This window comes from Xanthobacteraceae bacterium, from assembly GCA_019454205.1.
In the GTDB taxonomy this organism is placed as follows: Bacteria; Pseudomonadota; Alphaproteobacteria; order Rhizobiales; family Xanthobacteraceae.
Map to the genome: position 1 here is coordinate 1,968,431 of CP075369.1, position 24,686 is coordinate 1,993,116.

The window sequence follows — 24,686 nt, forward strand, 5'->3', positions numbered from 1 at the left end:
CTTCCCCTTAGACCCCGAGCTTCTTTTGCAGGCTCGAACTGGTCGTCGTGTATTGGAACACGAGACGCTTCTCCGGGTAAATGATCTTGTGCGCGGCCTGCGACATCAACGCGGCCTCGTGGAAGCCTGACAAAATGAGCTTCAGCTTGCCGGGATAATAGTTGATGTCGCCGATGGCGAAGATGCCCGGCTCGCTGGTTTCGAATTTCTCGGTATCGACCACGAGGCGCTCCTGATCGAGCTTTAGTCCCCAGGTGCCGACCGGGCCGAGCTTGATCGTCAACCCGAAGAACGGCAACAGCACGTCGGCGTCGATGTCGAAGGTGGAGTTGTCGTCGCGCCGCGCGATCACTTTGCGGAGCTGGCCGTTATCGCCTTCCAGTGCGTGCAACTGGCCGAGCTGAAAATCGATCTTCTTCTCCGCGACCAGCGCCTTCATCTTGTTGACGCTGTCGGGCGCGGCGCGGAACGCATCGCGCCGGTGCAGCAGCGTCAGCTTCTTCGCAAGCGGCGCGAGATTGAGCGTCCAGTCGAGCGCGGAGTCGCCGCCGCCTGCGATCACGATGTTCTTGCCGCGGAACGCTTCCATCGAGCGCACGAGATAGAACACGGATTTGTTTTCGTACTGCTCGATGCCTGGCAGCGGTGGCTTCTTCGATTCGAACGAACCGCCGCCCGCTGCGATCACCACGACCTTTGCTTCGATGGTGCCGCCGATATCGGTCTTCAGGCGGAAGCCGCCATCGATGCGCTCAAGCGTTTCCACGCGCGCACCATATTCGAAGGTCGGGCCGAACGGCTTGATCTGCTCCAGCAGGTTGTTGACGAGGGCCTGCCCCGTCACCATCGGCAGACCCGGAATGTCGTAGATCGGTTTCTCCGGGTACAGCTCCGTACACTGGCCGCCGGGCCGGTCGAGAATATCGATCACATGCGCCTTGATATCGACGAGGCCGAGTTCGAATACGGCGAACAGACCGACAGGACCGGCGCCGATGATGACTGCATCCGTTTTGACGATTTCGCTCATAATTTCCGGAATTCTGCTGTGATACGAGACTATTTCCCGCGCGATATAGGACCAGCGCTCCAGACTTCGCAACTTCGATCAATCCGCTGGCGCTAATGTCGCGGCATGACAAAACCCGAAACCCGCCTCGATTATGGCCGCCGCATTGCCCGTGTGGCCGACCACATCGCCGAAAACCTCGACGGCGACCTTTCCGTCGAGCGGCTCGCGGAAGTGGCATTCTTCTCGCCGTTTCACTTTCATCGCATCTATCGCGAGGCGACCGGAGAAACGCTGGCCGATACCGTGCGGCGTCTTCGCCTGCACCGTGCGGCGACCGAGCTGACGCGGGAAAATACTTCGCTCGAACGAATCGCGAAGCGCGCGGGCTATGGCACGCTCGCCGCCTTCTCCCGTGCTTTCGCGTCCGACTATGGCGTACCGCCGGGCACCTATCGTATGCGGGGCCAGTTGCTGCCGCCTTCGCCGAAGCGCCCGCATGCACAGGCCATGCCTTATCGGGTCGAGATAGCGCCCTTCGCCGGCGCGCGGCTTGCCGCCATCGCTCATCGCGGCGATTACCAGAAGATCAACAACAGCTTCGCCAGGCTGCAAATCTGGTTCGCCGCGCGTGATCTTCCTTTCACGCGTTCGTTCGGAATCTATTTCGACGATCCCGAAAGCGTCGCGGAGAAAGATTTGCGCGCGGAGGCGGGACTCGAAACCACTGGCGAAATTCCGCAAAGCGGTGCGGTGCGCGAACGCAGGATTCCCGCGATGCACTGCGCAAGCGTGCTGCATACCGGCCCTTATGCCGAACTCGAACGCGCATACCGCGCCCTGTTCCGCGACTGGCTTCCCGGCAGCGGCTTTGAAGCCGGGGATTTCCCCTGCTTCGAGGAATATCTCGACGACCCGCGCGACACGCCACCGCCGAAACTGCGGACGCGCGTTCATCTCCCGCTGAAAGGTGACCTATGAAAATCATGGACAGCTATCCGCTCATCACCGTGCGCGACATGGCGGCCAGCCGCGACTTCTATGTGAAACACTTCAGCCTCGGCGTTATCTTCGAAGCGGACTGGGTCGCGATGCTCGGCGATCCCGCAAGCGGCAAGATCGCGCTCGGCCTGATGACGCCGGATCACCCGACCAATCCTCCCGGACCGGAAACCTTCGACGGCAAGGGCATAATCGTAACGATTCAGGTTCGCGACGCCGCGAAAGCTTGTGCCGCGTTGAAGGCCAAGGGCGTCCACATCTTTTATGATCTGCACGACGAGCCGTGGGGTCAGCGCCGTTTCACGCTTACCGATCCTTCCGGCGTCATCGTCGATGTCGTCCAGCAGACGCATCCCGCGGAAGGCTACTGGGAGCGATACATGAACACTCCGCAAAGCGCCGGTATCTGACGCGGATTAATCCTGTTGCGGCGGCACGATTGGCCCGTCAGTGCCGGGCGGCTGATTGCGGTTCGTATCGCGATTCTGGAAGTCACGGGTATCGCGGTTTTGTTGCTGCTGTTGTTGCTGTTGCGGCCGCTGTGGCACCTCGTTCAGCGGCAGGTTCTCGCCAGTGCGCGCGGAGTAGAAAGCGACCGTCTGGCACGAAGAGAAATTAGCATTCTCCAGTACGCGAAGCGCTTCTCGCACGCCGTCCGCGCGGTTCTGGCGCGGGGCCGCCACGCAGCCGCGCCGCGGCTTGTCGCAGCAAACGAGAGCGAAAATATCCTCAAGGTTTTGCGTCAGGGCCGGCTGGTCGGTGCAGCTATTGGAAACCCGGCGGCACGCGGCAACGGCGCGGTCGCGCGCGATCTCGCGCGTATCGCCGCGCACGACCGGCGCGGTGTTCTCGCCGTTCGGTGCCAGCCCCGACCAGCCCTGTGCCTGCGCGGCAAGGGTTGCAGCGCCCGTCATCGCCGCCACGGCCAGACAACGAAGAATGAAAGTATGGACAGCCTTCATATCAGCGCTCCGCTTTGCGCCGGGCTAGCCTTGCTGCTCCGGCGTATTGACGACCAGACCATCGAGTTCGTCGGTGACCTTGATCTGGCAGGACAACCGCGACGTCGGACGGACGTCGAACGCGAAGTCCAGCATGTCTTCTTCCATCGGTGAAGGCTTGCCGACCTTTTCGCTCCACGCCTCGTCCACATAAACATGACAGGTGGCGCAGGAACATGCTCCCCCGCATTCCGCCTCGATCCCCGGAATACCATTGCGGATCGCGGCTTCCATGACAGTCGAGCCGGTTTCGGCATCCACGGTACGGCGGGTGCCGTCCTGTTCGATGAAAGTAATTGTCGGCATTGGCGGGAGATAACGGTTTCGGGAGGAGCAAGGAAGGGCTGCTCTATATAATGTGAAGTACGCGATTTGCGAGCCTTTGCTAGTCTCCCTTTCGCCGCATCCTGCGTCGAGGAAAATCACCATGAAATCCGCTATCCGTGCCGCGTTTCTTGGACTTCTGCTTCTCGCCTCCGCTCCCGCGCACGCCAACTGGGAGTTCACCCGCTGGGGCATGTCTCTTGACCAGCTAATGACCTTCAGCAGCCAGGGCGTGCGTCTCGCCACCGACACCGAGAAGCAGGGCAAGCGGCTGGAGAAATGGGGCGAGGTGCTGGCGGTCGCTCCCGTGAAGGTGAACGGCTTCTCCTATCTCGCGGTGTTCTATTTCCGCGACGACAAGCTCTCCGCGGTAAACCTCGAATCGCAAGTCCGCCCCGAGCAACCTGAAATCGCGCGCTGGCTGCACCGCACCTACGGCACGCCGTTGAGGAACAGCGAGCTTCCCGTCAGCGACCGCTGCAAGCTCAACCAGTTTGCGTGGCGTCTCAGCGAGAGCGACTGGCGGCACGCCAACGTGTTCGCGTGCAATCCGCAATCGAACAACGACTTCCTGAGCATCCTGCACGTTCCGGTCGATCCGCGCTAAGCGCGGACCTCAGGAGGCAAGCGCTTCCGCGTCTTTGCTGGCCTGCATCGCGAGCGTTTCGAGTTGCGCGAGCGCGGCTTCATCGCCGCGCTCGATCGCTTCCGCCGCATCCGCCAGCGCGAACGCGCCGATGCCGCGCGCCGCACCTTTCAGCGTATGCGCGGCATCCATGCGCGGCTTGCCGTCTGCATCGCGTATTGCCGCCGTCAGAATACGGACCTGCGCCTGAAACAACCGCAGCACCTCGCTCCGTAACGCGCGGTCGCCGAACGTGGCGGCGTCGAGATGTTCGCGGTCGATGGCATTTTCCATGCGGCGAGTATCGCGCGGTCGAGTAAACGGCGTCTCAAAACTTCGCCGGTTTTCGCTTTCTGGCGGGGTCGTAACCAACCAGACGATACCCCGCATCGGTCAGGCGGCAGACCAGCCAGTCGGGATGGATCGGGTTTGCGCTCCACGGCTCGGCCCAACCGTGGGCGATACAGGCGCGGATCGTAGCCTTGGGAATTTCCTGGCCCAGCTCATCGAACAGCGGAAGCTTTCCGCCGGGCTGGTCCACTCCGCGCAACAGGTAGCGGCGCTGCGCTTCGGAACTCCCGTCGGCGCTCTCCCAGGGCTTGGGTTCGCGAGCCTTGAGTTCGCGGCCCTTTTCGCCCGGTTTGCCTCGCTTTTCCCGCGCCATTGCTCGATCCGTAGGGTGAACAAGACGTTAACGATGTTTCTAAAGTGGGCCGGATTGGCGTTCCTTTTCCACACGGCGGCGCGGTAGGATACCGCAAGCGGTGGACCGGAGTCCCGGCCGGCCTGCATTTCGCGTGGAATGTGGCCATCGGGACTTTGAGGGGTTCGGTCCTTTTTTAGTTTTTTCCGGCCCGGGCGGCATGTTGCCGGCCGCGGTATCGAGTACGGACCGGAGGCGAAGGCGTATGAAGAACCGTAAGTCCCAGGATCCGACCGAGGCGGCGCTCTCGGCGATCGAAGAGGCATTGAACATCGGCAAGGAAGCGCCGGAAGTTGCGCCGCCCGCGGCCTCGGGCCGCCGTGGCGAGCCGCAACCTGCCCCTGAGCGCAATGCCGGTGAAGAAGTTTTCGCGCCCCGTTCGCGTTCTACCCGCGAGCGCGTAAAGGCGCGCCCTGCCGCAAACGACGACCGTCCGTCGGTCGGGCAGATTCTTTCCGCACTCCACCGCAAGCCTTCGAGCATGCCGATCATTCTGGCGCTCGGCGCATCCATCGCATGGATCATCGGCGGCGGTGCATTGATCGCGACCCTGTTCCGAGACGCCAGCGGCGCGACCATGCGCCTGAGCGAAATCGCGGCGCAGCCCTCCTTCCTCGCCATCCTCGCGGCGATCCTGCTGCCCCCGATGGTGTTCATGCTGCTCGCGATGCTGACGCGCCGCGCGCAGGAAATGCGCCACATCTCCCGCGCGATGACGGAAGTCACGCTCCGCCTCGCCGAACCGGAAGGCGTCTCCACCGACGCGATTGTCAGCGTCGGTCAGGCGATCCGCCGCGAGGTCGCGGCCCTCGGCGACGGCATCGAGCGCGCGGTTGCCCGCGCCTCCGAACTGGAATCGATGGTCCGCTCCGAAGTCTCCACGCTGGAGCGTGCCTACGACGAGAACGAAAACCGCGTGCGCGCGCTGGTGGACGAACTCCATACCGAACGCGACGCGATCATCCAGCATTCCGCGCGCCTGCGCGAAGCGATTGCGACCGCGAACGAATCCTTCTCGTTCGACATTCAGAACGTTGCCGACCGTGTCGCTGGCGCGCTCGACAATGCGACCGGCCGCATCACCGATAACATCTCGCTGCGCGCTGAAGATGCCCGCAATACGCTGATGGCCGCGGGCGAAACCGTGGTGCAGACCTTTGCCGAACGCAGCGCCGAGGCGACCCTGCGCCTGACCGATGTCGGCGTCGAAATCGCTCGCGCAATTGCCGACCGGAACGAGAAGGTTTCGGAAACGCTGACCCAATCTGCCGCCGAAATGCATGCCCGTCTCGCCGACCGTGCTGCGGGCATCTCGCAAATGATCGCGGAAAGCGGCCAGACCTTCGAGAACACCGTCGGCAATCAGTTGCAGTCGCTGGTCGACACCGTGACCCAGCGCGGCAACGACATCGCCGCGACGCTCGGCGCCGAATCCGCCGCGCTTGCCACCAAGTTCACCGAAGGCCTGCAGACCTTCGACACCACGGTGAAGGTGTTCGGCAACAACGTACTCGCCGAAATGAAGGGCACCGTGGGCGCGATCGGCGAAGTCTCGCGCGACACCCTCGCCGCCTTCGACGAGCGGGTCAGCGCGAAGACTTCCGAGGTTTCCGACGCGGTAGACGCACGCATCGCGCGGATCGAGCAGACGCTCGATACCCGCATGAAGACGCTGAACGAAACGCTGTCCAACCGCACGATGGAATTCGCCAAGGCGGTCACCGACGGCGCCGCGACCACCACGCAGACGGTAGACAAAACTATCGCCGGCATCGGCGAATACTTCGCCGGGAAGTCGCAGGAAATCTCGACCGTGCTCTCAGAACGCACCGAGAAGATCGACGAAACGCTGGGCGGCCGCGCAACGCAGATCGCCGAAACGCTCGACGCCCGCGCCGCGCAGATCACCGAAACGATGGATGCGCGCGTCGGCAAGTTCGAGGAAATGGTGGTCAATCGCCTCGAACATATCTCGAACACCATCGAGCAGAAGGGCGTTTCGGTCGCGGATCACCTCGTCCACCGCGTCGAACAGGTCACCGAACTGATGCGCAATCAGGCTGCATCGGTTGGCATGACCCTGAACGAACTCGCCGACGGCATCTCGAAGAATTTCGTCGAGCGCGTGAACAACATCACGGGCAGCCACGAAGTGCTGCGCAACGAAGTGCGCGACATCCTCAGCGAGATGGGCAACGTCCACTCGCTGCTGCAATCGACCATCGACACCGCCTCCTCCACGCTCGGCCCGATCGAGACGCGGGTGGCGGAGAAGGTGACCGCGTTCCACCAGACCCTGAACGACGCGATTTCCTCGACGCGTCAGACCTCGGAAAAGATGGACGCGCAGATCCGCGACCTGAATTCGTCGTCGAACGGCGTGCTCCGCGACGTCTCGAACCTGACGCTCCGCTTCGAGGAGCAGGTACGGCTGATCGCGGCTTCCTCGGAAGCCCTCGCCACCGCGCATCGCGAGATCGACAGCGGCATCGACCAGCGCCGCAACGCGATCGAGCAGATCACCGGCATCCTTGCGTCGCGTACCAGCGATCTGGAGGAGCGGCTCACCCGCTTCAACACGATGCTGCACGAGACCTTCACGCAGGCGCAGGGCAAGACCCAGGACATCGCCAAGCTGGTCGCGGAAAGCACCGCCGGCGCGACGCAGTCCATCGCGCGCCAGTACGAACTGATCCGCAACTCGTCGGAAGAAGAGCGCGAGCGCACCGCCGCCTCGCTGAAATCGACTTACAACGAGGCCACGGAATCGGTGAATGCGCTGTTCGCGGAGCAGAACCAGCGGTTCGTCGAAGCGGCACGTGACCTGCGCGAGATTTCCGACGACATCCAGCGCACGCTGGACACCACCCGCGAAGAAATCCGCCGCACCGTGTTCGAGCTTCCTGCCGAGACCAAGGAAAGCACCGCCGCGATGCGCCGCGTCGTCGCCGACCAGATCAAGGCGCTGGCCGAACTGAACGAGATCGTCGCGCGCCACGGCCGCGAGGTCGAAACGCCCGCTTCTTCCTACAGCTATCGCGAGGAAGAGATGGCCGCTGTTGGCGGCGCGCGTCCGATGCGCCAGATCGCCCCGCCGCGTCCCGCGCCGGTGCGCGAGGAACCGGCATACGAAGACGACCTGCCCCCGGCCCCGCCCGCACGTTCGCGGCAGGAACCGGCACGCGAGCGTCCGCGCGCCGCGCCGCCCGCGCGCCCCGCGGCTGACCGTGCCGCGCGTCTCAACGAAGCGCTGAACAAGCAGCCGCCGCGCGAGCGCGAACCGGAAGACGACGGCACCGCCATCGAGTCTCTGGATTCACTCTCCGCCGACATCGCACGGATGATCGACCATGAAGCCGCGGCCGAAGCATGGGATCGCCAGAAGCGCGGCGAGCGCGGCGTGTTCACGCGACGCCTCTACACCAGCACTGGCCAGAAGGCTTTCGAGGACATCCGCCGCAAGTATCGCCGCAACGGCGAGTTCCGCGAGACGGTGGACCGCTACATCGACGAGTTCGAGAAGCTGCTCGATCAGGTCTCCCGCGACGAGCGCGGACAGGCACTGACCCGCACCTACCTCACCTCGGAGACGGGCAAGGTCTATACGCTCCTCGCCCACGCCGCCGGACGCCTCGGCTGATCGCCGGCATCGCCGAAAAGAAAAAGCCCGCCATTCCGGCGGGCTTTTTTATTCGGGTTCGTAGAAATTGCCGGGCGATTAAATCCGCCGCGAAGTCCACTTCACCATTTCAACGATCACCTGCGACAACGCCTGATCGAGCGCCAGCGTCACGTCGGAACCGCTTGTGCTATTCGCCTTCACCTTGGCGCCGAACACGGTACCTGCGGCGATGCGGCCGCCGCGGTTGTAGACGATCTTCACCGACATCTCGACGATGGCGGTGTTGTCTTCATACGCCCTCAGTCCGAACTGGCGGATGTCGATGACGAGCAGATAGTCAGCGTTCACGCGATCTTGCGTGCGGGCGACGGCGCGGATGCGGGTCGAGTTCTCGAAGGCCTGCACGATGCGCGCCTGCAAGAGTTTCGGCAGCCGGTCGAGCCATTGCGCGTCGGGCAGATAGGCGACCTCGCCCGGCTGCGGCGCGACCACGATCTTTTCGGTGTCGAGGATTTGCAGCGCGGTCGGCTGATCGACCGCCAGCAGGCCGCGCGCACGCGGCGGCAGCCGCCCGAAGTTGCGCGGGGCGGTCAGGTCGAAGGTCGGCGTCGGGTTGTTGCCGGTGCCGACCAGACTGCCCACGACGCCGCCACTGCACCCGCCGAGGGCGAACCCCAGCGAGACGCAGAGCGCGATCCGCGCAGCGTTATCTCGAACCGACTTGAACAAACGCACCAGCCCCATGAACTTTGTTGTTAGCGATTATACTGCGGAACGGTTCCGCCGTTGTTAAAGAGAAATTGCCTCGGATTCCGTTCGATATTCCGGATCAGGCGGTCGATCTCGCTGACTGCGCGGCGCGCATCCGACGCCAGCTGGCGGTATTCGTTGAGCGCCGGCCCGGTCTGGTTGTTCACGCTGTCCGCCAGCTTGCGGATCGCCTCGGCCGCGTTCTGCACTTCGGTCAGCGTCATGTCGCCCCTCTGCGCCAGAATGCGCGAGACTTCCGCGAGATTCGTCGTGATCTCATTGAAGCGCATTTCGTTCGCGGCGACCAAGTCGTTGAGGCGCGTCATCAACTGCGTCGCGGCGGTGAAGGCATCGGTGGTCTTGGCCGCGACGAGGCGCGGCAGCTTCTTGCCCTTATCCTTCTCGGCCATCTGCTCCATCAGCATCGGCGCGTTCGATGCGCCGCCCGTGAGCGCGATATTCGCGATGCCGGTGAGGCCCTGATATTCGAGCGAAACCTTGGTGTCGGTCCGGATCGGGGTGCTCTTGCGCACCTGAATGATGGCGATGACCGCCTGCGGATCGTTGAAGACGAGGCCGAGATTCTTCACGTCGCCGACGCGGATGCCATTGAAGTTCACGACCGCGCCCTGCCTTAAGCCGGAAACCGGACTCTCGAAATAGATCTCGTACTCGACCTGCTCTTCGCCGGTGCCGAGCCGCTGGAACCACCAGACGAACGCAAAAATGCCGACGATCACGGCGAGCGTGAAAATGCCGATCGTCACATAGTTGGCGCGCGTTTCCATTTTCGCCCGTCTAGCCCTTCTTGCCGTTCATGCGGCTGGATGCCCGTTTCCCGTGGAAATAGGACTTCAACCAGGGGTGGTCCGATGCAAGCATGGCCTCAATGGGGCCTTCGGCAATAATCTTCCCGTCGGCCAGAGCCGCGACCCGATTACAGACCGTATGAAGGCTGTCGAGGTCGTGGGTTACCATGTAAACGGTCAGCCCCAAAGTCTGCTGGAGCGCGGCGATCAGTTCGTCGAAATCGCCCGCGGAAATGGGGTCCAAGCCTGAAGTCGGCTCGTCCAGAAACACGATTTCGGGGTCCAGCACGAGGGCGCGGGCTAGCGCCGCGCGCTTGATCATGCCGCCGGAAAGCTGGGACGGGTACTTGTCCACGACCGAGGCCGGGAGGCCCACCATTTCCAGCTTGGCGACCGCGATTTCGTCCATCAGCCGGTCGGACAGCTTCAGGTATTCGCGCAGCGGGAACTGGACATTCTGGCGCACCGTCAGCGAGGAAAATAGCGCGCCATGCTGGAACAGCACGCCCCAGCGCCGTTCGATGGCCTGACGCTGCTCCTCGCTGATCGCGTCGAGGTCCTGCCCGAACACCTCGATCATGCCGGACTGCTTCTGGACGAGACCGATAATGGTGCGCATCAGCACGGACTTGCCGCCGCCCGACGCACCGACGAAGCCGAGAATTTCGCCGCGGTATACGTCGAGATCGAGACCCTTCAGTATCGGATTGTCGCCGAACGACACATGCACGTCGCGCACGCGGATCACCGCCTCGCGGCCCGCCTTCACGTTGCGATTCTGCATGTTGCCGGTGACATGCGCGACATCCGCCATGCTCACCACCCGATGCCTGCGAAGAACATCGCAAAGAAACCGTCGAGCACGATGACGAGGAAGATCGCCTTCACCACCGAAGCGGTGGTGTGCTCGCCGAGCGACTCCGCGCTGCCGCTGACGCGCAAGCCCTCCACGCAGGCGATCAGGCCGATGACGGCTGCCATGAACGGCGCCTTGATCATGCCGACCCAGAACGTCTGCCACGAAATTGCGTCGCGCAGGCGTTCGAGGAAGATTTCCGGGCTGAACCCGCCGTAGAGTGCAGTCACCAGTCCGCCACCGAACAGCGCCGCCATGCTGCCGATGAAGGTAAGCAGCGGCAGCGCGACGATCAGCGCGACCATGCGCGGCAGGATCAGCACCTCGACCGGATCGCGGCCCATCACGCGCAGCGCGTCGATTTCCTCGCGCATCTTCATCGAGCCGAGTTCGGCGGTATAGGCGCTTCCCGAACGGCCCGCGAGCATGATCGAGGTGATCAGCACGCCGACTTCGCGCAAGACCAATATGCCGACCATGTCGACCACGAAGGTTTCCGCACCGAACTTGCGGAAATGGAAAATGCCCTGCTGCGCGAGAATGCATCCGATCAGGAACTGGATCAGCACGACGATGGGAATTGCGCGCAATCCCACGCGGTCGATCTGGTGCACGACCGACGTGAAGCGGAATGTCCACGGCCTCGCCGCAACCCGCAGGAAAGAAACCACGACCACGCCGAGGAAGCGGATGAATTCCTTGGTGTCGCGGATAGTGGAAACGGTCGCCTCGCCAACGAAGCCGAGCGTATCGGTCACCGCGTCGTGCTCGTCTTCGTGGCCATCCTTCTTCCGGTTGGTCTGCTGCACTTCGTCGAGCAGGATTTTGTAACGCGGGTCCAGTCCGACGATTTCCGCCCGGCCACCTTGTTGCTCGATGTCGCGGCGCATCCGCTCCATCAGCCACGCGCCCGAAGTGTCGAGTTGCTCGATCCGGCTCGCGTCGATCGCGACGTTCTGCGCACGCGCCGCACCCGGCAGCGCCTTCTCGACGAGGCTTTCGGCTTCCGCCGCGCGCGTGGAAGTCCAGCGTCCGGCTGCCGCGAAGACGAGCCGGCCGGATTCTTCAATGCGATCGAGCGATACCGCTTGCGCCGACAATCGTTACTCCATGCGCAATGCCGCCCGCTTTCGGGGGCCGAAGTGGAGGCTTACAAGGTAACACATGGAAAGGGCTGGCGTTTCCGGCCCCGGTAAATCCACCCGGAAAGTGACATTTATGCCGCGCCGCCTCGAGATCCGCGCCGAAAACTGGCCCATTGCGGGCCGTTTTGCCATCAGCCGCGGGGCCAAGACCGAGGCGGCCCTACTGGTGGCCGAAATCCACGATGGAACCGCCGTCGGCCGGGGCGAATGCGTGCCCTATGCCCGCTATGGCGAATCGCTTCCCCGCGTCATCGGCAGCCTGATGGGCATCCGCATGGGCATCGAGGATGGCCTGACCCGCGCGGAACTGGCCGAAGCGCTTTCTCCGGGCGCAGCACGGAACGCGCTCGATTGCGCGCTCTGGGATCTGGAAGCGAAGCTGGCCGGGAAGCCGGTCCATGTTCTCGCGGGCTTGCCCGAACCGAAGCCCGTCACCACCGCCTTCACGCTCAGCCTCGATACGCCGGAAGCGATGGCGGTTGCGGCGCATAGCGCGAAGCGCCCTGTGCTGAAGCTGAAACTCGGTGCGGGAGGCGACATCGAACGGCTGCGAGCGATCCGTGCCGCCGTACCCGATGCCGTGCTGATTGCCGACGCCAACGAAGGCTGGAACGAACAGAACATCGAAGCGAATTTGCGCGCATGCGCCGAAGTAAACGTCGCGCTGGTGGAACAGCCCCTGCCCGCGGACAAGGATGAAATCCTGCGCACCATCCCGCGCCTCGTTCCCGTATGCGCGGATGAAAGTTTCCACGACCGCACCAGCTTCGATGCGGTTACCGGAAAATACGACGCGCTGAACATCAAGCTCGACAAGACCGGCGGCTTCACCGAAGCGCTATATGTCGCGAACGAAGCAGAGAAGCGCGGCTTCGCACTGATGCTCGGTTGCATGGTTTCCACTTCGCTTGCGATGGCGCCCGCGATGCTGCTCGCCGCGCGCGCGAAGTTCGTCGATCTCGATGGGCCGTTACTGCTGGAGCGCGACCGCACGCCATCGCTGCGCTACGAAGGCTCGCTGGTCTATCCGCCGTCACCGGAAGTCTGGGGCTGACGCAGCGCTGCCAGCGCAACGAAGCAACCGATCAGGGCCAGCACCGCCGATCCGAAATAAGCATAGGCGCCGAAGCGCGCATACATCGGTCCCGCCGCCAGCGTCGCCAGCAACATAGCAATGCTGATCGCCGTCGAAGTGAATGTCTGCGCGCGCCCCTGCGCGCCCGCGCCAGCACTCGTTCCCGCAATCGCCACCATGCCGAGATAGGTCGCGGCAAACGTGAAGGCGTGCAGCATCATCAGCGGAATGAGCAAAGCCTGCGGCGGATCGAGCGCAGTCAGCCCGAAGCGGATCACCGAACTGACGCCGCCGATCAGGATGAGGCCGATGGCGGAAAAGCGCTTCAGCGCCGCCGTGCCGAAATAGAAAACCGCGACTTCCGCTGCGACGCCGACGCCCCACAGGAACCCGATCATCGTGGAGGAAATGCCCTGCGCGCCCCAGTGCACGGAAGCGAAGGTGTAGAGCAGCGCATGACTCGACTGCACGAAGGCGCAGGCGATCACCCCGGTCACCACGCGGGGGTGCAGCTTTGGAGCCGATGCGCGGTCCGCGAGGCTCGGCTGTTCGAGATGCGGCATCGAAATCACCGCGATGGCGTAGCCGGCGAGCGACGCTGCGATGAACCAGACCACCGACTGTACCGCGAGCACTTCCAGCGCCGCACCGAGCGAGAGGTTCGCAACGATGAAGGCAATCGAACCCCAGAGCCGCGCGCGCCCGTAATCAATGCCGCGCTCGCGGGCGAGCCGCACCGCGAAAGCATCGGTCAGCGGAAACATCGGTCCCCAGAACACGGTCGAGAGCGCGACCAGCGCAATCAATGCGGTCTGACCGGGAAACAGCGCCATCGCCATGAAGGTGATGGCGGCGCAAGTGCCGAGCATCATCAGGAACCGCCGGGGCCGCCCGATCCGGTCGGACAGGATGCCGGCGACCGGGTTGGCTGCGAGCCGAACCCCCATCGGGATACCGATGATGAGACTGATCACCTCGGCAGACAGGCCCGCGCTTGCCAGAAACACGGGGAAGAACGGCAGATAGAAGCCGGGTCCGGTGAACAGCGCGCCATAGGCCAGCGCCAGCGAGACGGCCGCGCGGCCCTTGCCCGAAGACGTGGCAGAACCGTGGGAATCGGGCAAAAGTCACCTTTCGTAAAAGATTCGCGGTTCATGCTCCCGCGCGCGACGCGCTTCTAGCCGATCCGGAACCGAAATGCCTCTGCCGCCCACCTCAGTCAGCCTGACCGAGTCCGATTACGAGACCATCGAGGCCGCGGTCATGGAGACCGCGCGGGGCCGCTGGTTCCTTGCGGAATACGCGCAACGTAACCGCAACGCCGACACCAAGCTCGTGCTCGAAGCGATCCAGAAATTGCAGCGCTCGGTGCTCGGCGCGGAAACTGCGCCTGCCGTTGCCGCGCCGGAAAAACCAGACCTTCGCGCCGACTTCGGCGAGATGCAGAAAGTGATCGAGCGCACGAAGCTGGAGCTTGCCGGGATTCATGCCGCCCGCCAGCGCGACGGCGATCTCGGCGCGGAATTACAACACATCATCGAGGCGACCGGACAGGCAATCGCCGAAGTGCTGGCCGACAGCGAGCGCATCAACGAAATTTCGCAGACGATGCGATTCCAGAACTTCGACGCCAACATCTGCGACCAGCTCGACGGGCTGGCGACGCACATCTACACCGCCTGCGCGTTTCAGGATCTCACCGGCCAGCGCATCGGCAAAGTCGGCACCGCGCTGAAATTGCTGGAGGAGCGCATCGTTTCGCTGGTCAAGGTCTGGCAGGCGGATAGCGAAAACGAAACCGCCACATCGCCGTCGAAGGACGCGCTGCTGAATGGCCCCGCACGCGAAGGCGAAGGCCTGATGCAGGATCAGGTCGATGAACTGCTCGCCATCGACAAGAACCACGACGTGTTCTGGACCGAGGAAAACGCGCCTTCATCCGTACCGGAAGCACCCGCCGCACCAAAGTCCTCGGCCGCGAGTGGCAGCGATATTGAAAAGCTCAGCACGGAAGAACGGCTCGCGCTGTTCTCCTGATGTCTGTCTAGTTGCTCGCGTTGCCGACGCAGAAATCCTGCAACACGCGGCAGTCACTTCCACCGAGATTACGGCAATCATCAACGGCGCGCCGCTCGCGCTCGGCGCGCGTATAGCCCGAAACCCAGGTGATGAAGGGGCGGTCCTGCCGCTCGTTTCGCGCCAGTGTCACGCAGACATTCTGGAACACGCGGAAGATCTGGCAATTCTGCGCGTGCTTGCGGCACTCGCTCAAGGCGCGGTCCTGCGCATCGTCGACGTTGTTGTAATTCGACGACCAGCCATAGGAGCCATCCTGTGCCGCCGCGAAAGCGCCGAACTGCGCATTCGCGGCCGTCGAAACGGCGCTGAACAAAAAAACCGAAAGCAGGGTGAGAAGTAGTTTCCGGAAAGACAGGTGCATCGCGCGCTCCGCTCGTCAGTCACGGATGCAATGCAACCATAAAACGAAGCCGCCGGGCAATATTGCCTAGGCACGTTCCAGTGCGCGGGCGAAGATCGCCGGATCGACGTTGCCTCCGGACAACACCACCGCGACGACCTTGCCTTTCACGTCGATCTTTCCGTTCAGCACGGCGGCGAGCGCGACCGCACCGCCCGGCTCGACCACGAGCTTTAGTTCCCGGAATGCGAAGGCCATCGCATCCAGCACTTCGTCGTCGCTGGCCGCGACGCCTTCGCCGCAGAGCTTGCTGGTGATTGGAAATGTCACCCTGCCCGGATCGGCCATCAAGAGCGCGTCGCAGATCGAGCCGGTGAGCCGGTCGTTGCGTTCGCGTTTTCCGGAGCGGAACGAGCGCGCATGATCGTCGAACAGTTCCGGCTCGGCGGTGATAACCCGCGCTTGCCGGTACAGCGCCTTGATGCTGAGCGAAATCCCCGCCGCCAGCCCGCCACCCGACGCAGGCATGGTTACGATCTCCGGCTCCAGCGAAAGGTTCGCGAGGTCTTCCGCGATCTCGAACCCGATGGTGCCCTGCCCCGCGATCACGAAGCGGTCGTCGAACGGCGGCACCACGACCGCACCGCGTTCGGCAGCCAGCTTGCGCGCAATCGCATCGCGGTCCTCGGTCGCCCGGTCATAGAGGACAACCTGCGCCCCATGCGATTTTGTGCGCTCCTGTTTCAGCTTCGGCGCGTCGGAAGGCATCACGATCACGGCGGGCACGCCCGCGAGCTTCGCGGCCAGCGCCACGCCCTGCGCATGATTGCCGGACGAGAACGCGACCACGCCGCCTTTCTTTTCTTCCGCGGTCAGGCGCGCAATGCGGTTATACGCTCCGCGAAACTTGAACGAGCCGGTGCGCTGCAGGACTTCCGGCTTCAGGAATACGCGCGCACCGGTCGCCGCATCGAGCGCATCGGAGCGCAGCAGTGGCGTGCGCACCGCCACGCCGTCCAGCATCACCGCGGCGTCCTCGACATCGGCGGCGGTCGGTAAAACGATGGCGGGTTCGGGAGCGTTCATGGCGCGCGAACCTAGGCCCGCGCGCAGGCGTTGTCACGCCGCGGCGGTCATCGTTTCCGGCAAGGGAGACCTGCCGTTCGCAGCAAGAATGTTGGAGAGGAACATCCGCGCGCTCGCAGCCCATGAAAACTGCAACGCGAAGTTCCGGCAGGCCGCGCGCGGAATATTGAGCGCCTTCAGCGCGGCTTTGCGCAGGTCGTGGTCCAGCACGCCGACCGGCGCGCGGCCGATAACATCGAGCGGTCCCGGCACCGGAAATGCCGCGACCGGCACGCCGCTGGCTAACGCTTCCAGCATCACGTTGCCGAACGTATCGGTGCGGCTCGGAAACACGAAAGCATCGGCGGAAGCATAAGTCTCCGCCAGTTGCTCGCCCTTGAGCGTTCCGTAGAATTGAGCGTCCGGATATTTCGCTTCCAGTTCCGCACGCGCCGGGCCGTCGCCCGTAATCATTTTCGTTCCGGGCAAGTCGAGTGAGAGAAATGCTTCGAGGTTCTTTTCGACTGCAATCCGGCCCGCGTAGAGAAAGATCGGCCGTGGCAAATCGAGCCTGCGCGCTTTCCGCGGATTGAACAGCACGGTATCGACGCCGCGCGGCCAGCGCGCGAGGTTTTCGTAGCCGAGCGCACGTAGTTCTCTCTCCAGCGTCGGCGTAGAGACCATCGTCGCCCGCGCGGGCGCATGAAAGCGGTGCATCAGCCGTTCCATCCATCCCTTCCCGAACTTCAGGCGCGCGGCGACGTAATCGGGAAATCGCGTGTGGTAGCTGGTCGTGAAAGCCCGCCTGCGTTTCATGCAAAAGCGCCGCGCGAGGATGCCGAGCGGCCCCTCGGTCGCGATATGGATGAAGTCGGGACGCTCCGCCTCGATACGCTGCGCAACCTGCCACGGCGCGGGCAACGCGAGGCGGATGTCGGGATAGGTCGGCATTCCGACCGTCGCAAAACCGGACGGTGTCAGGAACACCGCTTGCGCGCCGAACGCGCCGAGCTGTCCCGCGACTTCCGTCAACGACCGCACCACGCCGTTCACCTGCGGGTGCCAGGCGTCGGTGACGATCAGGATTTTCATCTATGCCGCGGCCGGAACGCGCACGGGAACCGGGACGGCTTTGACGGCCATCGGCGCGCCATGCAGCAGCTCGAAGGTGCCGTCGTGATGTTCGGCCAGCGCCGTGCAGCTTTCCACCCAGTCGCCGCAATTCATGTAGGTCAGGCCGTACATCTCGCGGATCACGGCGTGGTGGATATGGCCGCAGATCACGCCATCGACGTTCTGCTTGCGTGCTTCCATCGCGACCGCCTGCTCGAACTCACCGATGAAGTTGACTGCGTTCTTCACCTTCTGCTTCGCCCATTTGGAAATCGACCAGTACGGGAAGCCGAGCTTGCGGCGGACGAAGTTGAAATAGCGGTTGGCGAAAATCGCGAAGTCGTAAGCCCAGTCGCCGAAGTAGGCGAGCCAGCGCGCATTGCGCACGACGAGGTCGAACACATCGCCGTGCAGCACGAAGTATTTCTTGCCGCTGGCGCTTTCGTGCACCGCGGTTTCCACCACCTCGATGCCTCCGAAATGCGTGCCGTAATATTCGCGCAGGAACTCGTCGTGATTGCCGGGGATATAGATGATGCGCGTACCCTTGCGGCCCTTGCGCAGCAGCTTCTGCACCACGTCGTTATGCGCCTGCGGCCAATACCACGAGGAGCGCATCCGCCAGCCGTCTACGATGTCGCCGACCAGATAGATCGTCTCCGCGTCGTGGTCGCGCAGGAAGTCGAGAAACAGCGGCGCCTGACAGCCCCGCGTGCCGAGATGCACGTCCGAGATGAACAGCGTGCGGTATTTGCGGCTTGCCGGAGGATCTTCCGGCTCGGTAACGGGACGTACCGGGATCGGATTGGGCATGTGCAACATGCCGCCGCAATAGGAGATTCCTGTAACGTTTCAATGACGTAGCGTGCAACTGGCCTCGGTCAGACGAAGAGGAAAGCAACCGACAGCACCAGCACCGCGGCGAGCGAATAGTTGAAGATGCGCCGCTTACGTTCGTCTTTCAGCAGCCTCGCAATCGCGACCCCGAACAGGCACCACAGCACAAGCGACGGAAACGTGATCAGCACTGAAACTGCCGTGTAAACCGCGACCTCGCGCAGGAACGCCCCCGTTTCCAGACCCGGCGACGTGAACGCCGCCAGCGCACCCAGCGCGATCGACCACGCCTTCGGGTTCAGCCACTGGAAGAAGAATGCCTCTACGAAGCCGACCGGACGCGCCGTGCCGGCCGCTTCCGGCGCGTTCGCGCGGATCAGCTTCCATGCGAGATAGAACAGGAATGCCGCTCCGGCATAACGCATCGCGCCGTGCAGCCACGGCACCAGCACGAATACCTGCCCGAACCCAAGCCCGAGCGCCGCGAACATCAACGGGTAGCCCACGCTGACGCCGAGCATCTGCGGCAACGTTCTGCGAAATCCGAACGTCGCCCCGGAGAGCGTGGAGATGGTGTTGTTCGGTCCCGGCGTGATCGCGCCAGCGAGCGAAAACAAAGTGAAGGCGAGGAGTTTTTCGGGCAAGGCGGCGGGAAACTGCCATAGCGCCGGGACCGGCGCCATACCGCTTTATGGGACCGGTCTGTGCTATTTTTTCATGGCGCGCTCGATGGCTTCGGTGATGAGCGCCTCCGCACCCGTTGCGTCGAGCCACCGCACGACCGTCACCCACTTGCCCTTTTCGAGATCCTTGTAGTGCTGGAAAAAGTGCGAAATCTGCTCGCACATGATCGGCGGCAGGTCGCTGTAGTTATGGACGTCGCGATAGAACGGATGCAGCGCATCGACCGGCACGGCCAGAATCTTTTCGTCACCGCCCGCCTCGTCTTCCATGATCAGCGCGCCCACGGGACGGCACCGGATAACCGAGGTCGGGACAACCGGCACCTGACTGACCACGAGCACGTCGCAAGGATCGCCATCCATCGACAACGTTTGCGGAATGAAGCCGTAATTGCCGGGATAGAACATCGCCGTGTGCAGGAAGCGGTCGACGAACAAGGCGCCCGAACTCTTGTCGATTTCGTACTTGACCGGAATCCCGCCAAGCGGAATCTCGATCACCGCATGCAGGTCCTTCGGCGGATTTCGTCCCGCGGGAATGAGAGATAGATCCATGCGTTCGCTCCTCGCCTAAATCCCCTGCCGGTCCCAAGCCTACGCGCTCGCGCCATGCATGGGCTACCTGTAGCCGCCCGGTTTCATGCGGCAGCGCGCATTGCAGGCCACCGGAAATTGCTTTTATCTACTGCCTCAGAAATACGAGGCAGCATTGCTCGCGAACGCGCATTATCTCGAAATCCTTGGCTACCTCGGCGCAGCATGGATCGCAGGCAGCCTGATCGGACTGGAGCGTAGCTTCCGGGGCCGCCCGGCCGGTTTTCGCACCCATGCGCTGGTTTCGCTCGCATCCGCGCTGCTCATGCTGATCACCGCCTATCCACAGGACTGGCTACCCGCGGAGGTGCGCGGCGCAGGCGTCAATACCATCCTCGATCCGCAGCGCATGGCGCAGGGCATCATGACCGGCATCGGCTTTCTCGGCGCTGGCGTGATTTTCAAGGAAGGGCTGACGGTGCGCGGCCTGACCACCGCGGCCTCGATCTGGATCACCGCTGCGCTCGGCATCCTGTACGGCGTCGGCTATTTCTTCCCGGCCATCCTCGGCACAGTCGCAGTGCTCGGCACATTGCAGGTGTTCCGCTGGATCGAAAGCTGGATGCCCACGCAGGCCTATGCCCATTTCATCCTGCGCTTTCCCCGCGCGCGCGTCATGTCCGAGGACAAGGTGCGGGCGATGATGCACGAGCACGGCTTCTCGGTTGCCAACATAAATTACCGGATGGAAGATGGCGGCAAGGCCTTCGAATACCGCATGACCATCCAGACCATTGAAAAGAACGCGCTGGAGCGCCTCGCCGTCACGCTTCGCGAGAAGAAAGACGTGCTCGAATTCCGTATTTCGCCCGCGGGCGACTGATAGCAAACAAACATAAAGACTAAGGGGAGCGAACCATGAAACTCGTCCGCTACGGCAAGGCCGGGCAGGAGAAGCCGGGGCTGATCGACAAGAACGGCAAGCTGCGAGACCTCTCGAAAATCGTTCCCGATATCACTCCGCAAACACTGGCCGCCGGCGCAATCGCCAAGATCAAGAAAGCGAAAATCGAGAAACTGAAAGTCGTGCCCGGCAAGCCGCGGCTCGGCCCGCCGGTCGGCAACGTGCGCAACTTCCCCGCGGTCGGCCTGAATTACGCCGACCACGCGGCAGAAGCCGGCATGCCGATCCCGAAAGAACCGATCCTCTTTTCCAAGACGCCGAATTCGATTTGCGGCCCCAACGACAACGTGATGGTTCCGAAAGGCTCCACCAAGCTCGACTGGGAAGTCGAAATCGCCATCGTCATAGGCAAGCGCGCGAAGAACATCGAAGAGAAAGACGCGGTGAAACACATCGCGGGTTATTGCGTGTGTAATGACGTCTCCGAACGCGCCTTCCAGCTTGAAGGCACCGGTCAGTGGCTGAAAGGCAAATGCGCGGAAACTTTCGGCCCGCTCGGTCCATGGCTGGTAACCACCGACGAGATCAAGGACCCGCAAAAGCTCGCCATGTATCTCGACGTCAACGGCAAGCGCATGCAGGCCGGTAACACGAAGACGATGATCTTCTCCTGCGCTTTTATCGTCGCCTACGTTTCGAAATTCATGGTGCTCGATCCGGGCGACGTCATCACCACAGGCACCCCGCCGGGCGTCGGCATGGGCATGAAACCGCAGGTCTTCCTGAAAGCCGGAGACGTGATGACGCTCGGTATCGAGGGCCTTGGCGAGCAGAAGCAAAAGGTCGTGCCTTTCAAAGGCTAAAGACTCGCTCGCTTCCGCCGCACGCTATTGCCTCGTCAGTAGCGTGCGGAAAATCCTACCCACGGATTGAAGCGATCTGCGGTATGTGTGAGGCCGAAATTGATTCCGGCATCGAGTTGGAGGTTCTTGTTGAACCTGTAGGTAATGCCGCTTCCGGCCAGCAGCGCTTCACCCAGATGGTCGTTGAACCCGACGCGGCTGATGAACTCGTAGTAGATACCGAACTTCTCGGTGATCTCCTGACCGAGCGAAGCGGTGAACAACCATTCCGTCGTGTAGCCGGTTGCGTCCGCATTCCGAATCGCGCCGATGCCGGTATTGATGCCGAGATTGAATTTTTCGCTCAGCTTGATCGAGTAGAAAGCATTCAGTCCGCCTTCGAGCTTGTCGGAGCTGATTCCATTACTGCGGTCGGAAGGAACCGTGATGTAAGGCAAAAGCGCGAACGCGGTCGAGCCGACGCCGTTATAGGTGTCGTTGCCCCAGATATTGTATTTGAACCGGATGTCGGTGCCGCCCGCCCCGGATGAGCGCGACGTCAGCGAGCCGTCTGCCGCGCGCGTGCGAAGCATCCCGTAAGGCCGTATAACAACCGATAGCTCCAGATCGTTGGTTAGGCCGACGCGAAAATTTGCGTATGCCAGCTCACGCCCGTGCGTGATTTCACCGGCCGGATCGCGAAACGAGCGCGTATAGGCAAATACACTCGACTCGACCTGAACGTGCCCGGCATCGATCGTGAACGGCACTTCCGTCGTATCCGGACGGTCGGTCGTCATCTCGCGAAGTTGCGCGACCGGTGTGGGGTTAAACAGCCAGTACCGGCTCTTCTCCTGCGCATAGGCGGCGTCCACGCCTGCTGCTGCAACGACCGCCAGAAATCCTCCCCGTATCCAACCTCCGCTCCCCATTTCGTCACGCCTTTCTTGCTTTTGCGAATTACTTGCAACTACATGCCCCATTCCGGCGCTATTTGCAAGTAATTCGCATTTGCAGAGTGCGTGAAATTGCCTTGTTACAGAGGGCAATTAGGGTTTGCCGCTTCTAAATCCCTCCATTGCCGCCCTTGCGGACACAACAGGCCCGCCAGAAAAGCTGCACCGAATGTTCCGAACCAGAATTGCAGCAGGGCTGGTTTTCGCGCTCCTTGCCGCCCCGTGCGGCGCGCAGGCGCAGACAAACTTCTTCGACACGATCGGCGCTCTTACCGACGGGACTTCACTCGAAGCGCAGCGAAAGTCGCTGCAGGCACGAGGCCTCGCCTATGCGCTGATCTACACCAATGCCGTGATGGGCAACGTCACGGGCGGCCTTCGCCGCACCGCGCTTTACGAAGGCAAGCTCGAAGCCTCGGTAACGGCCGATCTGGAAAAGCTCGCGGGCTGGAGCGGCCTGAGCTTTTACGTCAACGTCTTCCAGCTCCATCACACGCGCGGCATGCGCGACGAGAATTTCAACGGGCTGGTGACGATCAGCAACATCGAAGCGATCCCGGCGACGCGCTTGCAGGAATACTGGCTGGAGAAGAAACTCTTCGAGGATCGTTTCAGCATCCGCTTCGGCCAGCTAGCAGCAGACTCTGAATTCTTCATCAGCAGTTACAGCCTTCCGCTGGTCACAAGCGACTGGCCGGCGATTACCACCGCCAACCTTCCCTCCGGCGGCCCGGCATATCCGCTTGCTGCGCCGGGTATCCGCTTCAGGTTCGATCCAAACCCAAACTGGACCGCGCTGTTTGCCGTGTTCAACGGCGACCCTGGACAACAGGGCACCGTCAATCGCACCGGCACGAACTTCCCGTTGAAAGACCCTCCCCTTGTCATGGGAGAAGTGCAGTACCGCTACAATCAAGAGAAAGACTCGCGCGTGCTCGCAGGCATCGTGCGCATCGGCGGCTGGCATTATTTCGGCAAGATCAACGACGCGCGTTTCGATACGCTCGGCTTGCCGCTCGCCAATCCGCTCGGCTCCGGCGTACCGCGACAGCTACGCGGCACCAGCGGCCTCTATGGCATCATCGACCAACAGATATACCGGCCGAAAGGTGGCGGCACCGATAGCGGGATTGGATTGTTCAGCCGCATTTCGGTCAGCCCTTCGAATCGTAGCGTCGTCGACTTCTATCTCGATGGCGGGTTGATCTTCTCCGGCTTCAACAGCGCCCGCCCTGACGACAAGATCAGCACGGGCTTTATCTATGCAAAGTTTTCGGAGCCGGTGAAAGGATTCGATCTCGACACAATCCTGTTCACGGGCATCCCCCGTCCCGTGCACGATTACGAAATGATAATGGAAGCGAACTATACGTATCTCGTGCGCTCCGGATGGGCGCTTCAGCCGTTCGCGCAATATCTCATTCACTCCGGCGGAAATATTCCGAACCCGGCCGTACCTGGTCAGCCGATCAGGAACGGCGCGATATTCGGCGCACGCAGTACGGTAAACTTCTGACGCGGCTTATCGCGCGCTCAGCTATTGCCGAGCTTTCGCCATAGCTGGTGGAAGTGATGCACCGGCCCGCGCCCGTGACCAATGCCCAGATTGATGCCCGCCTGTAACGCGCCGGTAATGTAGTTTTTCGCTGCCGCGATGGCGTCGTGCAGCACCAGCCCTTTCGCAAGACCGGCGGCAATCGCCGATGAAAGCGTACACCCGGTGCCGTGGTTATGCGGAGTAACAATCCGCTCCGCCGTGAAACGCCGCACGCCGGAAGGTTCGATCAGCACATCGACCGCGTGCTTTGTTTCGGCATGACCACCTTTCACCAGCACTGCTTTTGCGCCCAGCGCAAGCAGCGCCTCGCCCTGTCCCGCCATTTCGCTCTCGTTCGTCGCAAGCGGCCGGTCGAGCAGCGCTGCTGCCTCGGCAAGGTTCGGCGTGATCAGCATTGCGAGCGGAAACAGCGACTTCTTGATCGTCGCGATTGCTTCCGGCACCAGCAGCCGGTCGCCCGAAGCCGCGACCATTACCGGGTCGAGCACGACATTGCGCGCCTTATGGCGCAGCAGACCCGCGGCAACCGCTTCGATGGTCGCAGGACGCGACAACATGCCGATCTTGGTCGCGGAAACTTTCAGATCGGAATAGACCGCGTCGAATTGCGCGGTGACGAATTCCGGCGGGACATCATGGATGCCGGTCACGCCCTTCGTGTTCTGCGCGGTAAGCGCCGCGATCACGGTCGCACCATAGACGCCGAGCGCCGAGAAGGTTTTGAGGTCGGCCTGAATACCGGCGCCGCCGCCGGAATCAGAACCGGCAATCGTGACCGCGATGGGAATCATGAACGCACCGCTCCCGTTTACGCCAGCGAAACTATGGGAGGCGGCCAAACGCTTCAAGACCCG

Annotated in this window: 26 protein-coding genes and 1 pseudogene; 9 read left to right on the plus strand and 18 right to left on the minus strand. The window is 62.6% G+C overall.

The features are described from left to right. Positions 1–7 precede the first annotated feature (7 nt). Entirely contained in the window at positions 8–1,030 is a 1,023-nt protein-coding gene (locus KF794_09905) for an NAD(P)/FAD-dependent oxidoreductase (protein QYK44107.1), read from the minus strand. A gap of 105 nt (positions 1,031–1,135) precedes the next feature. Between KF794_09905 and KF794_09910 the strand changes: the two genes are divergently transcribed. Both KF794_09910 and KF794_09915 read left to right on the plus strand, forming a co-directional pair. Then, on the plus strand, positions 1,136–1,990 hold the full coding sequence (locus tag KF794_09910; protein ID QYK44108.1) for an AraC family transcriptional regulator: 855 nt from the start codon (positions 1,136–1,138) through the stop codon (positions 1,988–1,990). Further along, positions 1,987–2,421, plus strand: coding sequence for a VOC family protein (locus KF794_09915; GenBank protein ID QYK44109.1), 435 nt, complete (start codon positions 1,987–1,989; stop codon positions 2,419–2,421). Before KF794_09910 ends, KF794_09915 begins: the two co-directional genes overlap by 4 nt. Before the next feature lie 6 nt (positions 2,422–2,427). Here KF794_09915 and KF794_09920 read toward each other — a convergent pair whose 3' ends face one another. Continuing rightward, a complete protein-coding gene (locus KF794_09920) occupies positions 2,428–2,973 on the minus strand; it encodes a hypothetical protein (GenBank protein ID QYK44110.1) in 546 nt (181 codons plus the stop codon). A 24-nt stretch (positions 2,974–2,997) separates the two neighbouring features. Next, positions 2,998–3,318: a 2Fe-2S iron-sulfur cluster binding domain-containing protein gene (locus KF794_09925; GenBank protein ID QYK44111.1), complete on the minus strand. Its 321-nt coding sequence runs from the start codon at positions 3,316–3,318 to the stop codon at positions 2,998–3,000. Positions 3,319–3,439: 121 nt separating this feature from the next. On the opposite strand from KF794_09925, the gene KF794_09930 reads away from it, so the two are divergent. After that, complete coding sequence (locus tag KF794_09930) at positions 3,440–3,943, plus strand: hypothetical protein (GenBank protein QYK44112.1); 504 nt, start codon at positions 3,440–3,442, stop codon at positions 3,941–3,943. 9 nt (positions 3,944–3,952) lie between these two features. On the opposite strand, the gene KF794_09935 is transcribed toward KF794_09930, so the two are convergent. Continuing rightward, the gene (locus KF794_09935; GenBank protein QYK44113.1) at positions 3,953–4,255 is read right to left on the minus strand and encodes an Hpt domain-containing protein; all 303 of its coding nucleotides are present in this window, start codon (positions 4,253–4,255) and stop codon (positions 3,953–3,955) included. A 34-nt stretch (positions 4,256–4,289) separates the two neighbouring features. Further along, positions 4,290–4,502, minus strand: coding sequence for a hypothetical protein (locus KF794_09940; GenBank protein ID QYK46662.1), 213 nt, complete (start codon positions 4,500–4,502; stop codon positions 4,290–4,292). Between the two features lie 367 nt (positions 4,503–4,869). Here KF794_09940 and KF794_09945 point away from each other — a divergent pair, with 367 nt between their 5' ends. Continuing rightward, positions 4,870–8,304 carry a hypothetical protein gene (locus KF794_09945; GenBank protein ID QYK44114.1) on the plus strand — a complete coding sequence of 1,145 codons (3,435 nt, stop codon included), beginning with the start codon at positions 4,870–4,872 and terminating at the stop codon, positions 8,302–8,304. 78 nt (positions 8,305–8,382) lie between these two features. On the opposite strand, the gene KF794_09950 is transcribed toward KF794_09945, so the two are convergent. The 4 genes and pseudogenes from KF794_09950 to KF794_09965 all read right to left on the minus strand — a co-directional run bounded on the left by KF794_09950 (position 8,383) and on the right by KF794_09965 (position 11,813). After that, positions 8,383–9,030, minus strand: coding sequence for a membrane integrity-associated transporter subunit PqiC (locus tag KF794_09950; GenBank protein QYK44115.1), 648 nt, complete (start codon positions 9,028–9,030; stop codon positions 8,383–8,385). 11 nt (positions 9,031–9,041) lie between these two features. After that, a complete protein-coding gene (locus KF794_09955; protein QYK44116.1) occupies positions 9,042–9,824 on the minus strand; it encodes an MCE family protein in 783 nt (260 codons plus the stop codon). Positions 9,825–9,834: 10 nt separating this feature from the next. Then, entirely contained in the window at positions 9,835–10,629 is a 795-nt protein-coding gene (locus KF794_09960; GenBank protein ID QYK46663.1) for an ABC transporter ATP-binding protein, read from the minus strand. A gap of 32 nt (positions 10,630–10,661) precedes the next feature. Continuing rightward, positions 10,662–11,813, minus strand: a pseudogene (locus KF794_09965) (MlaE family lipid ABC transporter permease subunit). Between the two features lie 106 nt (positions 11,814–11,919). Here KF794_09965 and KF794_09970 point away from each other — a divergent pair. Continuing rightward, positions 11,920–12,900, plus strand: coding sequence for a dipeptide epimerase (locus tag KF794_09970; protein QYK44117.1), 981 nt, complete (start codon positions 11,920–11,922; stop codon positions 12,898–12,900). Here KF794_09970 and KF794_09975 read toward each other — a convergent pair. Next, positions 12,870–14,045, minus strand: coding sequence for an MFS transporter (locus KF794_09975; protein QYK44118.1), 1,176 nt, complete (start codon positions 14,043–14,045; stop codon positions 12,870–12,872). The genes KF794_09970 and KF794_09975 overlap by 31 nt on opposite strands. Positions 14,046–14,118: 73 nt before the next feature. Between KF794_09975 and KF794_09980 the strand changes: the two genes are divergently transcribed. After that, positions 14,119–14,958, plus strand: coding sequence for a protein phosphatase CheZ (locus tag KF794_09980; protein QYK44119.1), 840 nt, complete (start codon positions 14,119–14,121; stop codon positions 14,956–14,958). Positions 14,959–14,965: 7 nt separating this feature from the next. On the opposite strand, the gene KF794_09985 is transcribed toward KF794_09980, so the two are convergent. From KF794_09985 to ppa, 6 genes are all read right to left on the minus strand, one after another. After that, positions 14,966–15,361, minus strand: coding sequence for a DUF4189 domain-containing protein (locus tag KF794_09985; protein ID QYK44120.1), 396 nt, complete (start codon positions 15,359–15,361; stop codon positions 14,966–14,968). A gap of 66 nt (positions 15,362–15,427) precedes the next feature. Then, positions 15,428–16,426 carry a threonine/serine dehydratase gene (locus KF794_09990; protein QYK44121.1) on the minus strand — a complete coding sequence of 333 codons (999 nt, stop codon included), beginning with the start codon at positions 16,424–16,426 and terminating at the stop codon, positions 15,428–15,430. A 33-nt stretch (positions 16,427–16,459) separates the two neighbouring features. Then, positions 16,460–17,497, minus strand: coding sequence for a glycosyltransferase family 1 protein (locus KF794_09995; protein QYK44122.1), 1,038 nt, complete (start codon positions 17,495–17,497; stop codon positions 16,460–16,462). Beyond that, complete coding sequence (locus KF794_10000; GenBank protein ID QYK44123.1) at positions 17,498–18,331, minus strand: UDP-2,3-diacylglucosamine diphosphatase; 834 nt, start codon at positions 18,329–18,331, stop codon at positions 17,498–17,500. Positions 18,332–18,399: 68 nt separating this feature from the next. Next, the gene (locus KF794_10005; GenBank protein QYK44124.1) at positions 18,400–19,038 is read right to left on the minus strand and encodes a LysE family translocator; all 639 of its coding nucleotides are present in this window, start codon (positions 19,036–19,038) and stop codon (positions 18,400–18,402) included. Positions 19,039–19,062: 24 nt separating this feature from the next. Then, the gene (gene ppa, locus KF794_10010; GenBank protein QYK44125.1) at positions 19,063–19,593 is read right to left on the minus strand and encodes an inorganic diphosphatase; all 531 of its coding nucleotides are present in this window, start codon (positions 19,591–19,593) and stop codon (positions 19,063–19,065) included. 85 nt (positions 19,594–19,678) lie between these two features. Between ppa and KF794_10015 the strand changes: the two genes are divergently transcribed. Continuing rightward, positions 19,679–20,455, plus strand: coding sequence for an MgtC/SapB family protein (locus tag KF794_10015; protein ID QYK44126.1), 777 nt, complete (start codon positions 19,679–19,681; stop codon positions 20,453–20,455). 35 nt (positions 20,456–20,490) lie between these two features. After that, complete coding sequence (locus KF794_10020) at positions 20,491–21,339, plus strand: fumarylacetoacetate hydrolase family protein (GenBank protein ID QYK44127.1); 849 nt, start codon at positions 20,491–20,493, stop codon at positions 21,337–21,339. Between the two features lie 35 nt (positions 21,340–21,374). Here the strand turns inward: KF794_10020 and KF794_10025 are convergent, their stop codons facing one another. Further along, on the minus strand, positions 21,375–22,250 hold the full coding sequence (locus KF794_10025; protein ID QYK44128.1) for a transporter: 876 nt from the start codon (positions 22,248–22,250) through the stop codon (positions 21,375–21,377). 193 nt (positions 22,251–22,443) lie between these two features. On the opposite strand from KF794_10025, the gene KF794_10030 reads away from it, so the two are divergent. Then, a complete protein-coding gene (locus KF794_10030) occupies positions 22,444–23,790 on the plus strand; it encodes a carbohydrate porin (GenBank protein QYK44129.1) in 1,347 nt (448 codons plus the stop codon). 17 nt (positions 23,791–23,807) lie between these two features. Here KF794_10030 and thiD read toward each other — a convergent pair whose 3' ends face one another. Beyond that, entirely contained in the window at positions 23,808–24,623 is an 816-nt protein-coding gene (gene thiD, locus KF794_10035; GenBank protein ID QYK44130.1) for a bifunctional hydroxymethylpyrimidine kinase/phosphomethylpyrimidine kinase, read from the minus strand. Positions 24,624–24,686 lie beyond the last annotated feature (63 nt).

What these genes read in the sequence shown, in the direction of transcription:
- KF794_09905 (QYK44107.1), bottom strand. Translation starts at nt 1,030, where the DNA reads ATGAGCGAAATCGTCAAAACGGATGCAGTCATCATCGGCGCCGGTCCT.
- KF794_09910 (QYK44108.1), top strand. Translation starts at nt 1,136, where the DNA reads ATGACAAAACCCGAAACCCGCCTCGATTATGGCCGCCGCATTGCCCGT.
- KF794_09915 (QYK44109.1), top strand. Translation starts at nt 1,987, where the DNA reads ATGAAAATCATGGACAGCTATCCGCTCATCACCGTGCGCGACATGGCG.
- KF794_09920 (QYK44110.1), bottom strand. Translation starts at nt 2,973, where the DNA reads ATGAAGGCTGTCCATACTTTCATTCTTCGTTGTCTGGCCGTGGCGGCG.
- KF794_09925 (QYK44111.1), bottom strand. Translation starts at nt 3,318, where the DNA reads ATGCCGACAATTACTTTCATCGAACAGGACGGCACCCGCCGTACCGTG.
- KF794_09930 (QYK44112.1), top strand. Translation starts at nt 3,440, where the DNA reads ATGAAATCCGCTATCCGTGCCGCGTTTCTTGGACTTCTGCTTCTCGCC.
- KF794_09935 (QYK44113.1), bottom strand. Translation starts at nt 4,255, where the DNA reads ATGGAAAATGCCATCGACCGCGAACATCTCGACGCCGCCACGTTCGGC.
- KF794_09945 (QYK44114.1), top strand. Translation starts at nt 4,870, where the DNA reads ATGAAGAACCGTAAGTCCCAGGATCCGACCGAGGCGGCGCTCTCGGCG.
- KF794_09950 (QYK44115.1), bottom strand. Translation starts at nt 9,030, where the DNA reads ATGGGGCTGGTGCGTTTGTTCAAGTCGGTTCGAGATAACGCTGCGCGG.
- KF794_09955 (QYK44116.1), bottom strand. Translation starts at nt 9,824, where the DNA reads ATGGAAACGCGCGCCAACTATGTGACGATCGGCATTTTCACGCTCGCC.
- KF794_09960 (QYK46663.1), bottom strand. Translation starts at nt 10,629, where the DNA reads ATGCAGAATCGCAACGTGAAGGCGGGCCGCGAGGCGGTGATCCGCGTG.
- KF794_09970 (QYK44117.1), top strand. Translation starts at nt 11,920, where the DNA reads ATGCCGCGCCGCCTCGAGATCCGCGCCGAAAACTGGCCCATTGCGGGC.
- KF794_09980 (QYK44119.1), top strand. Translation starts at nt 14,119, where the DNA reads ATGCCTCTGCCGCCCACCTCAGTCAGCCTGACCGAGTCCGATTACGAG.
- KF794_09985 (QYK44120.1), bottom strand. Translation starts at nt 15,361, where the DNA reads ATGCACCTGTCTTTCCGGAAACTACTTCTCACCCTGCTTTCGGTTTTT.
- KF794_09990 (QYK44121.1), bottom strand. Translation starts at nt 16,426, where the DNA reads ATGAACGCTCCCGAACCCGCCATCGTTTTACCGACCGCCGCCGATGTC.
- KF794_09995 (QYK44122.1), bottom strand. Translation starts at nt 17,497, where the DNA reads ATGAAAATCCTGATCGTCACCGACGCCTGGCACCCGCAGGTGAACGGC.
- KF794_10000 (QYK44123.1), bottom strand. Translation starts at nt 18,331, where the DNA reads ATGCCCAATCCGATCCCGGTACGTCCCGTTACCGAGCCGGAAGATCCT.
- KF794_10005 (QYK44124.1), bottom strand. Translation starts at nt 19,038, where the DNA reads ATGGCGCCGGTCCCGGCGCTATGGCAGTTTCCCGCCGCCTTGCCCGAA.
- ppa (QYK44125.1), bottom strand. Translation starts at nt 19,593, where the DNA reads ATGGATCTATCTCTCATTCCCGCGGGACGAAATCCGCCGAAGGACCTG.
- KF794_10015 (QYK44126.1), top strand. Translation starts at nt 19,679, where the DNA reads ATGCGGCAGCGCGCATTGCAGGCCACCGGAAATTGCTTTTATCTACTG.
- KF794_10020 (QYK44127.1), top strand. Translation starts at nt 20,491, where the DNA reads ATGAAACTCGTCCGCTACGGCAAGGCCGGGCAGGAGAAGCCGGGGCTG.
- KF794_10025 (QYK44128.1), bottom strand. Translation starts at nt 22,250, where the DNA reads ATGGGGAGCGGAGGTTGGATACGGGGAGGATTTCTGGCGGTCGTTGCA.
- KF794_10030 (QYK44129.1), top strand. Translation starts at nt 22,444, where the DNA reads ATGTTCCGAACCAGAATTGCAGCAGGGCTGGTTTTCGCGCTCCTTGCC.
- thiD (QYK44130.1), bottom strand. Translation starts at nt 24,623, where the DNA reads ATGATTCCCATCGCGGTCACGATTGCCGGTTCTGATTCCGGCGGCGGC.